Origin of the sequence: Halalkalibacter alkalisediminis (genome assembly GCF_028610705.1) — a bacterium.
Classification (GTDB): domain Bacteria; phylum Bacillota; class Bacilli; order Bacillales; family Bacillaceae_D; genus Halalkalibacter; species Halalkalibacter alkalisediminis.
The window spans coordinates 439,963-452,769 of record NZ_JAQQWT010000002.1; the positions used below are offsets into that span (position 1 = coordinate 439,963).

Sequence of the window (12,807 nt, forward strand, 5' to 3'; positions counted from 1 at the left end):
TTCGTTATTTGTATGTTTTCCACCTTAATTTACGCGCTTCTAAGTAACGCCCTTCTACTTCCGGCCAGTTTACAACATTCCACCAATTCGAGATATAAGGTTTTCGTTCGTTTTTGTATTGTAAGTAATATGCGTGCTCCCACACATCTAATACTAGTAGAGGAATCACATCTTGCTGGCTAAGATTTTGGTGTTTTTCTGCTTGTAAAATTTCTAGTCGATGGGTTCGAGGTGACCAAACCAATATTGCCCACCCTACCGCTTCTACATTTTCAGCAGCTTTTGAAAAATGTTCTTTCATTTTTTTGAAACTACCAAAATCTTGACTTATTTGTGCTGCTAAATCGCCACTTGGTTGACCTCCACCATGCGGACTCATGATGTGCCAGAAAATCGTGTGTAAATAATGCCCCGCTCCGTGAAACGCCGCTTCTCTTTCCCAATGTTTAATTAAATCAAAATCGTTTTTATTTCGTGCTTTTTGCATCTCTAGCTCAGCCTTATTTAATCCATCGACATAACTCTGATGATGCTTGCTATGATGTAATCGCATAATCTCTTCAGAAATGTAAGGCTCTAACGCATGATAATCATAGGGCAACGGCGGCAATTTATGTCCACCGATCGGAACAGGATCAATGAGGTGATTACCTTCTTCTGCACGGGTTGTCGGTTCTAATTCACACCAATGTTCATATACCTCTGAAGCTAGAGTTTCTAATTTTTTGATTCGCTTTTGTTCAGAATCACGTGTTTCTGAATACTCAAGTTCATTAAATAAGGTAACTAACGCTCCAACAAAAGGCTTTATTTGATCATAGCCTACACGGGCCTCAAGCACTGAACCATGTTGATTCCAAGTATCTTTGACTTCATTTGCCCATTCCAAAATTGCTTTTTCTTGTTTGTTCATCGAAAATTCCTCCTCATCTTACTAGCAGTAACATGTTATCCTATGCAAGATGAATATCTATGTGTGCCCAGGGAACAGACTTTTGTGATGCCTATTTCCTCTTATTAACCTTCTCCCTGTCAACGTAAAAAAGCCAATGAACTCAATTGGCCATTGGCTTGTCCTTTCTATTCTGTTTCAAGAGTTTCCTCAAATTTACTAAAGAAAAGATCAGCTTCATCCTCTAAATAAGACTCATCGATATTTTCTGGCAACGGCGGTAATTCATCTAAATTTCTTAATCCAAAATGATCTAAGAAGAATTTTGTCGTTCCATACAAGATCGGCCTCCCTGGTCCTGGTGCCCTGTCCACTTCTTTAATGAGCAATTTCGATGATAGCGTATGAATCGATCGGTCAGACTTCACACCGCGTATTTCATCGATTTCCATTCGAGTAATCGGTTGGCGGTAGGCTATGATGGCCAATGTCTCAAGAGCTGCCTGAGAAAGGCTCGAATGCAAAGGTGAAGTAGCCATTTTTTTAAAGTAAGGAGCGTGCTCCGGCTTCGTCGTTAAACGAAACGCACCCGCAACTTCAACAATTTGCAAACCACGTTGTTGTTCTTTAAACAACAATTGCAGAGAGTACATCACTTCTGAGATTGTTTCTGGCTCTACCTCTATAATGGTTGCCAGATCAGCTGTTGACAAACCTTCATCTCCTGCCACAAATAACAATCCCTCAATAGTTGCTTGAAGTTCTTGAACTGTCAATGTGGATTCCCTCCTCTATTCTGTATATCATGATGTCAGAAAAATTCATCGTCTGTTCACAGCGAATGGCTTTTGTTTTCATTAGTTCCAAAATAGCCAGAAAGCTCACGACAACATGCCCCCTATCTGGTACCGGAAATAAATCGTAAAAACGGCAAAAACCTTTAAATCGATCTAGTTCACTTAGAACTTCTTGCATGCGTTCTTCAATGGAATATTCTTGACTTTTAACGGTTGTCGTCCGTGGAGCTTTTAACTCTTTTCTCTTTAATAATTTTTGATAAGCACTAAGCATATCGAACAAAGAAACCCCTTGTATAGCAATATCTCTTCGTTCTTCATCAGTTATAAAGGGTTCAAGGTCTTCAGGTGGACGTGTATGTACCAGACTTCGCTCTTGTTCCTTTTCTTTCAATTCTGTAGCAGCTTCCTTGTATTTTCTGTATTCAACCAGTTTGAATATCAGCTCTTCACGAGGGTCTTCTTCTTCCATTTCCCAATCCTCATCAAAAAGCTCCTCCTCTTGTTTTGGGAGAAGCATCTTGCTTTTGATAGCAAGTAATGTTGCAGCCATAACCAAGTACTCACTAGCAACATCAAGTTCTAATTCTTGCATCGCATGTATATAGGTTAAATATTGATCGGTAATAACAGCAACTGGAATATCATAAATATCAACCTCTGCTTCATTAATCAAATGCAAAAGAAGATCAAGAGGTCCTTCAAACAAATCAAGCTTTACACTATAGGGATTCATCTTACCACCACTAGCATTCATAATTTACACTAGGTGAAATTATACCATAATTTCACCTAGTGGGATATCATACAAGATAACATTACATAATTATGATAGACTAGGTTTAGTAAAAACTGTAAAAGGAGATTTCCATCATGTATCCAACCGCCTATTTAGATTACCTTATTTACTTTCATGTTGACCGCGACTACTTTGAATGTCATGAAATATTAGAAGAGCATTGGAAAAAGCAGCCTGCAACTAACCGGCAACCACACTGGGTTGGACTTATCCAAATCGCTGTAGGCCTGTATCATCACAGAAGAGGAAACATGATCGGGGCCATACGTATGTACAACAAAGCGTTACAGACCGTTTCGCTTCAAGCGAATGCCCTAAGTCATCTCGGACTTGATGTAGATGAACTTATCCTTCTATTAAACAAGCAGATTAAGCTTGCTGAGACTCCGGAAGAACCTTTTGTTGATCTTAATTTACCCTTAGATGATTCAACGCTTTTAGCTCTGTGTGTAGATAGATCCGAGCAACTTGAAAAAAAATGGATCTTTACCGCTTCACCCTATATCGACAAAGCCTTAATTCACAAACATCGTGACAGAAATCGCGAAGATGTAATTAATGAGCGTCTTCATCAACTCCAACTAAAACTGAAAAAAAGGCAGTGAGTATATCACCTGCCTTTTTGAGGATAACGTTCAACTGTTCTCCTTTTAACTAGTCTTCTCTTCTCCTTGACAAGCTAACATAAAAGCCTCAGTCTCTTTTGTTGGCAGCAACTCACATGGAATAACACTTCTTAATTCATGTAGAATCATTTTGCCGATCCCTTCTTGTCTGAAGGAAGGATTCACACATAAATGCTGCAAATACGCAAACTGACCTTCAATTGAAATCCCAGCAACCCCAACAAAATCATCTTCTTTCCATAAATAAAGCTTCCAATCTGGGTCGTTTTCATATCGTTCCATTGTTTTCAGAAGTTTTTTGACGTCTTTCTCATTTGGCATAAAAGAAAGCAGTCCCATTGCAATTTTTTGATTAATTGGTTTATAAGGTATAAGCATGATAGACCTCTCACGTTTCTAACCCACTTACGGGCTGATTTCGTATGCGCTTTCACCACAATATATTTTACCATATTTTATTTAGTTTTGGATCGTTTTTTTACATTTCGCCTCTTCTAATCTACTTTATGCTAAGAGTGACTAAAATGTTTCTCAAATTCAACATTGATTTTTTATATTTTGTTACAAAATTGAAGTAGTATTTGTAATAGGTACATTAAATTTTAAAAAAGAAAAAGGAGATGCTAGCCTAAGCTAGTGCATCTCCTTTCATGTCTCTCACCTAAATGAAAAAATTAACATGATATAATAAACGATTAATTCTCAAAGCTTCTTCCTAAATTCGCCATTTCAATAGCAGCTGTAGCCGCGTCCCAACCTTTATTACCCGCCTTGGTTCCCGCTCTTTCAACTGCTTGTTCGATTGTATCAGTTGTTAGAACTCCAAAAATAACCGGTTTTCCAGATGAAAGCGTTAGAGACGCCACTCCTTTAGCCACTTCGCTACATACAAAGTCAAAGTGCGGCGTTGCTCCGCGGATGACTGTACCTAACGTAATAACAGCGTCATATTTACCTGTATCAAGCATTTTCTTCGCCGCATATGGAATTTCAAATGCTCCAGGTACCCACGCTACGTCTACATCCTCTTCTTTGATACCATGACGCTTAAGCGCATCTTGTGCCCCACCTAATAATTTACTCGTAATGAACTCATTGAATCGCCCTACTACAATCCCTACTTTTAATCCTGTTGCCACTAAGTGCCCTTCATAAACATGTCCCATTTACATTTCCTCCTCAAGTGTTTTCCGTTTTATTTTTAAATGTTGATGCGTACTACTATGTAGTTGTTCTACTATACTAGAACAACTTGTAATTCAGTTTATAGTAAAAAGGTAAAGTTCGATCTTTTTACTATAAACTCTCTAAAAGTGAAGCATGTGGCCTAGTTTTTCTGATTTTGTTTTTAGGTACTGTTCGTTGTCTTTGTTGTGTGGCAGTTGGAGGGCTACTCGTTCGACGACTTCGAGTTCGTATCCTTTTAAGCCTGTAATTTTACGTGGATTGTTTGTAAGCAATCGCATTTGCCTTACTCCTAATTCTCGTAAAATTTGAGCTCCGATGCCGTAGTCGCGTAGATCCGCTGGGAATCCTAGTTTTTCATTGGCTTCTACTGTATCATAGCCTTCTTCTTGAAGCTTATAGGCTTTCAATTTATTCATTAAGCCGATTCCACGGCCTTCTTGTCGCATATAAAGGAGAATTCCACGACCTTCTTGCTCAATTTGAGCAAGAGCTGCATGCAACTGTGGACCACAGTCACAACGATGTGAGCCAAAAACATCTCCTGTCAAACATTCTGAATGAACACGAACAAGAGTCGGTTCTTCTTCTGTAATTTCTCCTTTTATCAAAGCAACACTTTCTTTGCCATCAATAATGTCAGAGAATCCAACCGCACGGAAATCTCCAAAATCAGTTGGAAGTTGAATTTCTACTTCACGTTTTACTAATTTATCTTTGCGATGACGATATTTAATTAAATCTTTAATTGTGATCATTTTCAATTCATGTTCATCTGCAATCTTACGCAACTGTGGAACTCTTGCCATCGTTCCATCTGCATTCATAATTTCACAAATCACACCAGCTGGTTTTGCACCGGACAAGCGTGCTAAATCTACTGCTGCTTCCGTATGTCCTGCACGTCTTAATACTCCTCCATTCTTCGCAACAAGAGGAAAAATATGACCAGGACGTTTGAAATGATGCTTCATTGACTCATCATCAATTAGAGCTCGAACCGTATCCGCTCTTTCTTTCGCCGAAATCCCCGTAGAATTTGTATAATGATCCACACTTACTGTAAAAGCAGTACCGTGAGGATCGGTGTTATGATCAACCATCGGTACAAGATCGAGTTGTTTCGCGCGTTCTTCTGTGATCGGTGCACAAACAAGTCCCCGACCATGCGTTACCATAAAATTAATAACCTCAGGAGTTGTTTTTTCTGCGATGGCTACAAAGTCTCCTTCATTTTCGCGATCTTCATCATCACAAACGATAACACAACGACCTTGCATTAACTCATAAATCGCTTCTTCAATCGGATCAAACATTTTCGGCTCCTCTTTGTTAACAGTCATTTCTTTCACCATCCTATCTTCTATTTTATTTATAACCGTGCTCCGATAAAAAACTCTCTGATAGCGAAGAACTAGGCTTCTTTTTAGATTCAAAACGTCTTGAAATAAATTGTTCAATGTATTTACTAACCATATCACATTCAATGTTGACGATATCGCCTACACCTTTTAAACCAATAATCGTTTCCTCAATCGTATGTGGAATAATCGAAATCGTAAAACTTTCCTCATCGACTGCAAAAATCGTTAAGCTCGTTCCATCTACCGCAACAGATCCTTTTTCAATCATGTAATGCTGCAAGTCAGGAGATACCCCAATTCGGTAGTAAACCGCATTATGTTCTCGCTTCTTCGCTAAAATATTCCCAATGCCATCAACATGTCCAGATACAAAATGTCCTCCAAAACGTCCATTCGCACTCATTGCACGCTCAAGGTTCACCTTAGACCCTCGCCCAAGACCTTGTAAACTCGTTGCCCTTACTGTTTCCGGCATGACATCCACCGTGAAGAAAGTAGACTCATAAGAGGTTACGGTCAAACAAACACCATTCACAGAAATGCTGTCACCGAGATGAACGTCTTTCAATACGTGACTGGCACCGATTTTCATTACCATGGATTCTCCACTCGAGCGCATTTCCTGAATATTTCCTATCTCTTCTATGATACCCGTAAACATTTATTCACTTCCTTTCACACGCGCCACCACTTTAATGTCTTTTCCTATCTTGGTTACTTCGGCTATGTCTAGTTCAAGCGCCTCCTCCACTTCATCAATTCCTTCTCCACCAATCGCAGTCGGTGAAGCATGTCCCCCAAACAATTTAGGAGCTAAGTAAGTAATAACCTGGTTGACCGCTTTAGCTTTTAAGAAGCTTCCATTTACTTCAGCACCACCCTCAACAAAAAGGGATGTCACCCCTTTTGTACCTAGGACCTGTAATATCGATTCAATAGAATCATCAGAGAGCTGAACAATCTCTACACCAAATTTCTCCAACTCTTCTCTCTTCTTTAAAGAAGGGTCAGCTACTGTCAAAATCCAAGTCGGGGCCTCTTGGTCTTGAACGAGTTTTGCCGATATGGGTGTTCGTAATCTCCGGTCTAGTACAACGCGAATCGGATTCCTTCCACCGTTTGCAAGTCGTGTCGTTAAAGAAGGATCATCAGCCAGTACCGTGCCAATTCCGACGAGGATCGCATCATGCGTGTGCCGATAACGGTGTACATCCTCCCTTGCTTCTGGCCCTGTGATCCATTTGCTTTTTCTAGTTACGGTAGCGGTCTTCCCATCAAGGGTTGTTGCAGATTTCAACGTGACAAAAGGCTTCACATGTTGGATAAAGTGAAAGAACACTTCATTTAGCGCATCGGCTTTTGGTTTTTCAATTCCAATGACAACGTCCAAACCTGCTTTTCGCAACTTTTCTATTCCTCTTCCTGCTACTGCAGGATTTGGATCAGTTGTTGCAATAACGACTTTTTTCAGTCCTTTTTCAATAATTAGATCTGCACAAGGCGGAGTTTTCCCGTAATGACTACAAGGTTCAAGTGTGACGTAAATGGTTCCACCCGCAGCCTTATCTCCAGCCATATTTAATGCTTGCACCTCGGCGTGACCTTCTCCAGCTTTCAAATGTGCCCCCATCCCGACGATCGCTCCGTCTTTAACAACAACAGAGCCTACCATTGGATTGGGTGTCGTTTGGCCACGTGTGCTCTCTGCAAGTTGCAAAGCAAGTTTCATATAATCAACATCATTCATACTATTCCTCACAATCCGTTATTTCATCAACAATACAGAAAAAGCCCTGAGTTTAGTATACTCAGGGCCTTGAAAATAAAAGTGTTCACGAAATAAACGTACAATTAATAAATTGCCGTTTAGCCAGTGCCTCTAAAAAAGGATAGACTAACCCCTTTATAGAAAAGGTTCTTTTAAAAAACTCAAATAACCTTTAACACTGATTCGTTCCTTCTCCCATCCAGACTTTCACTGTCGGTCCCGGATTTACACCAGGTCCACCGGCTCTATATACATAGAGCCGGGTCACGGACTAAGAAGCTATTGCTTCATCACCGCCGGTCGGGAGTTCCACCCCGCCCCGAAGGAAACGACCAAAATTTGGTCTTATATTAGATTGTGCTTAAATTGTATCTCTATTCGTTGTCATTCGTCAACAAAAAGATCTTAAGTAATAGTAAATGAAATTTAATCTACTTAATAACGTCAAGTACCAAGCATCCCGATACCGGACTTGCATGTAACATGTTATCATGGTGACATAGTTATTGTTTTAAGGAGGACCCTTTTCATGCATGTTTCATGGCTATCAGCTACATTTATTTTATCGATTGCTAGTACCCAAGCAACTTTTAATAGAGGAATTAATTATCATCGATTAGGAAAAATTTCAGATTTAACTTATGATTCCCGTCTCCAAACATACTCTGCCGTTGTTGATGGATCTTTGCTTTATGAATGCGAAGTGAAAATACACGGACCAGAACAAATTGATTATTCTTGTGATTGTGAAGCAGCTGCCACCTATCCGGGTGCATGTAAACATATTATTGCCATGTTGTATGAAATCAAAGACGGCTCTAACGAAATCGTAGCCCCCGTGTTAGAAGCGCCACAGGCCAGTAGCATCCTGCTACAAAGGTTTCGAGATACGACTTTTGAAGAAGCTCATTTTACTTCTATTCAAAAGGAAGAACTGCTGGTCGAGTATGAAGTCATCTTCTCATATGCACCAAGCTTTAAAGAACATATCATTGACAAAATTGAGCTAAAATTAAAAGTTGGATCCAAACGTATGTATGTCGTAAGAGATATTGAAGAGTTTATTCAAGCTTGGATGGAGAAACAACCCTATACATTCACTCCAAATTTTCGTTATGATCCATCCGTTCATGTTTTTCATAAACGCGATGTGGCCATTTTTCAACAGCTGTATACTCATTTGGCTATTCAAGCTACACAGCAACAATCTTATTATTATAAGCCACATCAAAAACGTTCATTAGAAATTCCTGCCGTCAGCCTACATTCTCTTTTAGAGAAGTTAAAAGAGGTTTCTTTCTCCTATACAATTGGTGGCTATCAATCAAAGAACGTCAAAATTGAACCACTTGACAGGCAAAGACTGTTTCAGTTTTCACTACAAGAATCCCTGGATCAAGAGAACGTTATTGAGTTAATCAGTTTAAATGCTTCTGATTTTGATTTTGCAGAAGAGGAATACCGAATACTTTTACGCGCAAATAAAATCTATCAATTAACTAGTGCTCAAGCAAAAGAAATTCAAATTATCGGAGAACAACACTCCAATGATGAAGTGATGGATGTCATTCCAAAAGAGCAGTTAGAAGCTTTCTGTTCTTACGTTCTTCCTGCCTTGTCTACGATTGGACAAGTTAATATGTCTGAGTCTTTGCGACAATCGATCGAAACAAAACCACTAAAAGCGAAATTCTTTCTCGACATTGATAATGGCATATTAACGGGACGTGTATCCTTTGAATACGGAGAACACACTCGTAATCCATTTGGTGAAGACGACGATCTAGATCAAGATATAATCGTTACGCGAGATGTCCGAAAAGAAGAGTTAATTTTAGAGATAATTCGCCGTACTGATTTTTCCATTGAGGACGGACAACTGAAATTATCGACTTGGGATACAATTATCCCCTTTCTTTTTGAGGAACTCTCATCTTTACAAAATGAACTTGATGTCTATACGACTGCTTCCGTCAAAAAGGTTATTGCTACACCAGCATCGACTCCATCTGTACAATTAGATGTCAATTCAGAGACCAATTGGCTTGATTTAACGTTTTCCATTGACGGTATTCCGGAAGAAGACATTATGAATGTCCTGCGCGCTTTGCAAACGAATACGAAGTATTACAAACTGACTTCTGGAGCTTACTTACAACTAAATCATGACAGGTTCGATTCAATGAAACAAGTGATTCAAACCGTCTCTTCTCCTAAACAAGCTTTGCAAAAAGAAATGGTGATTCCTTTACATAAAGCTTTTGAATTAGAAAAAGACAAAAGCTCGACAAAAATCTCGAAACAACTGCATCAACTTTTGTCTGACATTCAATCACCTGAATTTAGTGATTGGAAACTCCCTTCAGACTTTCACGCAGAACTACGAGAATACCAAGTCAATGGGTATCGTTGGTTGCGAACATTAGCTCAAGTTGGACTTGGTGGAATCTTAGCCGATGATATGGGACTTGGAAAGACCGTTCAAACGATTGCCTTTTTGCAAGCTGAGAAAGAAGCACGCTCTTCATTTCAATCATTGATTGTCGCTCCTGCTAGTCTCATTTATAACTGGGAAAAAGAAATTGCGAAGTTCGCTCCTACGTTAAACACCGTTGTAGTCACGGGAGCCAAACAAGCTCGTAAAGACTTACTGACCGATAATCCGGCTGCTGATGTCTTTATCACCTCCTACCCACTCATCCAGCGAGATGGTGATATTTATGAGTCTGTTTTATTTCAAACGATTATTCTTGATGAAGCACAAGCAATAAAAAATGAAACAACAAAAACAACGAAGGCTGTACGATCATTGCGTGGGAATAGTTGTTTTGCCTTGAGTGGAACGCCGATTGAGAATCATCAAGATGAGCTATACTCGATCTTTCACAGTCTCTTACCTGGAATGCTTGGGACGAAAAAACAGTTTAAAGAATTGGAAAATGACGTGATAGCCAAACGGGTTCGTCCCTTTATCTTGCGTAGACTTAAAAAGGATGTTTTATCTGAGTTACCAGATAAAATAGAGTCCGTTCAATATACAGACCTAAGTGCGGACCAAAAGAAAATGTATGTCGCCCAAGTTAAACAATTAACCAATGACGTCAACGAAGCGATCACAAGCAATCAATTCCAACAAAAACGAATTGAAATATTAGCTGGATTAACGCGACTCAGACAAATCTGCTGCCACCCTAACTTAATCAGTCAAGACGCCGTTTATCAATCTGGTAAAATGGAACGATTAATGGAATATGTGGAGGAAGGCTTACAATCTGGTCAACGGATGGTGATTTTTTCTCAATTCACTTCGATGCTCCGTCTCATTAAAGATTCATTTGATGACAATAGTTGGACTTATCATTATTTAGATGGTCAAACTCCACCTAAACAGCGGGTTGAGATGGCGGAAAAGTTTAATAACGGCGAGAAATCCCTCTTTTTGATTTCCCTAAAAGCCGGAGGCACAGGACTTAATTTAATTGGCGGTGATACCGTGATTTTATATGATACATGGTGGAATCCAGCGATTGAAGAACAAGCAGCTGACCGTGTGTATCGCTATGGTCAAACCAAAAATGTTCAAGTCGTTAAATTAATCGCCAATGGTACGATTGAAGAGAAAATTCTTGATTTGCACGAACGCAAAAAAGCACTCGTTGATGCAATCATTCAACCTGGTGAGGAAACGTTGCAAGCACTTAGTGCAGAAGATATTAAAGATCTACTCGCTTTTTCTTAAAAATTGGCTGAAAAATGACTTCACTATTGTAGTGAAGTCATCTTCTGTTGCTACCTATCTAATCGAGAACAGCACTAACCTCATCCCTCGTTGACATCCCCTATTGTGCACCGAGTTTCGTCACTTTTAGTGCCCCAACGTTCTCAGGCAAAGCTACTACACGCCTCTGTTAATTCCTTACCCTCAGACAAAGCAACAGCCAATGCCCAAAAGAATCACCTGCCCCTGTTGTTTCTACAACACGTACTTGAACACTTGCAAGATGTTTCTCATTCATGCCATCGTAAAAAGAAATACCCTTCTCCCCTTTTGTCACAATCATTTTCCGTCTTTCTTCATGAGCGAATTTTTCAGCTTCATGTTCATTTGGTGTTAAATACGTGATGTAATAACTCTGGAGAAAGAGATTGAACAGGAGCTGGATTTAAAAGAACAGGCTAACTTAGCTGAGTATTCAACCGTCTTCATTGGAAATTCCAACTAAATAAGTAGAATATCCCTTGAAGCGATCACATTTTCATACGATTGAACGATTTGCGGTGTCAATTCTTGATTTACGCCTTGAATAACAATCATGCTATTGTCTCCATTTGAAAGGGTAATTGAAGCGATTCCCGTAGGTTAGTTAGCTCGGTACCTAGACACAGCCTGATCCCCTCTTTAAAAAACTGGGCCTTCAGTTCTTTTCCAAAGTTTTCTTCCCCAACGCAACCAATAAGGGTCATCCCACCAAGCTTTGTAGCTGCGACCGCCTGGTTCACTTTTTTTCCACCGGGAAAGGGTTTGAAATGACTCACCTTGTACTATTTCACCCTTACTAGGTCGTACCACTGTCGACGTTCGCAATTCCATATTGATCTACCAATCAATGTAATTTTCATTATTCTTCATCTTCTCTCCTATCCCATCAAAGGCTTAATCTTAAATGCAAAACATCCTGTAAACCACTTCTCCCATCAAGCGTCTTTCCATGCCATACAAATCCTACCGATTCATAAAGTTTACGCGCTGGCACATTCTTTTTGTTAACAGCTAATACGATTTCATCTATTTCAGGAAACCTCTGATGAACTAATAGTGGTAATTGATTCATCACTTGCTTAGCAACTCCCTGTCCCTGTTCATTTACATCTATTGAAAAAGCCCTTAGAATTGCAGCTCTTACATTCTTACTAAATACCTCAGTTCCGTTCCCTATATGTAACACGAAAAAACCAACTATCTTTCGCTCTCTTTCAATGATAAATGGATGTCTTTCGGGCTCTTCTTCACACAGTTTAATGGCTTCAAGTGGATGTAGGGTGAAGGCATCTTGCCCCTTTCCGAGGTGATAAGAACAAAACAATTGCTTGTCAACTAATTGATAGGGTCTCACACGGACCAACTTCTCTTTCACGTAGTCAATGACCTCCTTCTTTAATGGGAATGGAACATCTTCCTCTTTTGGATTGTTTTGATTCTGTGAGCACTGTATATGTTTTTTAACGATCTTGATTTTAACAATTTTGTTCGCTAGGCTTTCATTCCTTTAAAATAAGTCGATTGTTCCATATGCTCATTTATTTATACACTAAACTTATCATACAAAAAGGAGTGAGTACATTTGGCAACATCTAAAGCTAAGAAAGCACGCCTAA

13 protein-coding genes and 1 riboswitch are annotated in these 12,807 nt (G+C 39.5%); of the genes, 2 read left to right on the plus strand and 11 right to left on the minus strand.

Features of this window, described 5'->3' with window-relative positions:
• Nucleotides 1-4: 4 nt before the first annotated feature.
• The 3 genes from PQ474_RS04730 to PQ474_RS04740 form a co-directional block, all read right to left on the minus strand.
• Nucleotides 5-913 carry a superoxide dismutase gene (locus PQ474_RS04730; RefSeq protein WP_273840878.1) on the minus strand — a complete coding sequence of 303 codons (909 nt, stop codon included), beginning with the start codon at nucleotides 911-913 and terminating at the stop codon, nucleotides 5-7.
• Between the two features lie 167 nt (nucleotides 914-1,080).
• Nucleotides 1,081-1,668: an SMC-Scp complex subunit ScpB gene (gene scpB, locus PQ474_RS04735; RefSeq protein ID WP_273840879.1), complete on the minus strand. Its 588-nt coding sequence runs from the start codon at nucleotides 1,666-1,668 to the stop codon at nucleotides 1,081-1,083.
• On the minus strand, nucleotides 1,637-2,425 hold the full coding sequence (locus PQ474_RS04740; protein ID WP_273840880.1) for a segregation/condensation protein A: 789 nt from the start codon (nucleotides 2,423-2,425) through the stop codon (nucleotides 1,637-1,639). The genes scpB and PQ474_RS04740 overlap by 32 nt, the downstream gene beginning before the upstream one ends.
• 137 nt (nucleotides 2,426-2,562) lie before the next feature.
• Here PQ474_RS04740 and PQ474_RS04745 point away from each other — a divergent pair, with 137 nt between their 5' ends.
• Nucleotides 2,563-3,093 carry a DUF309 domain-containing protein gene (locus PQ474_RS04745; RefSeq protein ID WP_273840881.1) on the plus strand — a complete coding sequence of 177 codons (531 nt, stop codon included), beginning with the start codon at nucleotides 2,563-2,565 and terminating at the stop codon, nucleotides 3,091-3,093.
• Between the two features lie 45 nt (nucleotides 3,094-3,138).
• Here PQ474_RS04745 and PQ474_RS04750 read toward each other — a convergent pair whose 3' ends face one another.
• The 5 genes from PQ474_RS04750 to ribD all read right to left on the minus strand — a co-directional run bounded on the left by PQ474_RS04750 (nucleotide 3,139) and on the right by ribD (nucleotide 7,410).
• A complete protein-coding gene (locus PQ474_RS04750; RefSeq protein ID WP_273840882.1) occupies nucleotides 3,139-3,492 on the minus strand; it encodes a GNAT family N-acetyltransferase in 354 nt (117 codons plus the stop codon).
• A 317-nt stretch (nucleotides 3,493-3,809) separates the two neighbouring features.
• Nucleotides 3,810-4,280, minus strand: a complete 471-nt coding sequence (ribH, locus tag PQ474_RS04755; RefSeq protein WP_273840883.1) for a 6,7-dimethyl-8-ribityllumazine synthase — start codon at nucleotides 4,278-4,280, stop codon at nucleotides 3,810-3,812.
• Between the two features lie 141 nt (nucleotides 4,281-4,421).
• Nucleotides 4,422-5,615 carry a bifunctional 3,4-dihydroxy-2-butanone-4-phosphate synthase/GTP cyclohydrolase II gene (locus PQ474_RS04760; protein WP_273840922.1) on the minus strand — a complete coding sequence of 398 codons (1,194 nt, stop codon included), beginning with the start codon at nucleotides 5,613-5,615 and terminating at the stop codon, nucleotides 4,422-4,424.
• Nucleotides 5,616-5,667: 52 nt separating this feature from the next.
• Nucleotides 5,668-6,324: a riboflavin synthase gene (ribE, locus tag PQ474_RS04765; protein ID WP_273840884.1), complete on the minus strand. Its 657-nt coding sequence runs from the start codon at nucleotides 6,322-6,324 to the stop codon at nucleotides 5,668-5,670.
• Nucleotides 6,325-7,410 (minus strand): bifunctional diaminohydroxyphosphoribosylaminopyrimidine deaminase/5-amino-6-(5-phosphoribosylamino)uracil reductase RibD, encoded by a 1,086-nt coding sequence (ribD, locus tag PQ474_RS04770; protein WP_273840885.1) that lies wholly within the window; start codon nucleotides 7,408-7,410, stop codon nucleotides 6,325-6,327. It abuts the gene before it with no gap.
• A gap of 204 nt (nucleotides 7,411-7,614) precedes the next feature.
• Nucleotides 7,615-7,762, minus strand: a riboswitch (FMN riboswitch).
• Between the two features lie 198 nt (nucleotides 7,763-7,960).
• Here ribD and PQ474_RS04775 point away from each other — a divergent pair.
• Nucleotides 7,961-11,170, plus strand: a complete 3,210-nt coding sequence (locus tag PQ474_RS04775; protein WP_273840886.1) for a DEAD/DEAH box helicase — start codon at nucleotides 7,961-7,963, stop codon at nucleotides 11,168-11,170.
• 169 nt (nucleotides 11,171-11,339) lie between these two features.
• On the opposite strand, the gene PQ474_RS04780 is transcribed toward PQ474_RS04775, so the two are convergent.
• The 3 genes from PQ474_RS04780 to PQ474_RS04790 all read right to left on the minus strand — a co-directional run bounded on the left by PQ474_RS04780 (nucleotide 11,340) and on the right by PQ474_RS04790 (nucleotide 12,566).
• On the minus strand, nucleotides 11,340-11,594 hold the full coding sequence (locus tag PQ474_RS04780) for a PfkB family carbohydrate kinase (RefSeq protein ID WP_337956320.1): 255 nt from the start codon (nucleotides 11,592-11,594) through the stop codon (nucleotides 11,340-11,342).
• A 148-nt stretch (nucleotides 11,595-11,742) separates the two neighbouring features.
• On the minus strand, nucleotides 11,743-11,931 hold the full coding sequence (locus PQ474_RS04785; protein WP_273840887.1) for a PfkB family carbohydrate kinase: 189 nt from the start codon (nucleotides 11,929-11,931) through the stop codon (nucleotides 11,743-11,745).
• 146 nt (nucleotides 11,932-12,077) lie between these two features.
• Entirely contained in the window at nucleotides 12,078-12,566 is a 489-nt protein-coding gene (locus PQ474_RS04790; RefSeq protein ID WP_273840888.1) for a GNAT family N-acetyltransferase, read from the minus strand.
• Nucleotides 12,567-12,807 lie beyond the last annotated feature (241 nt).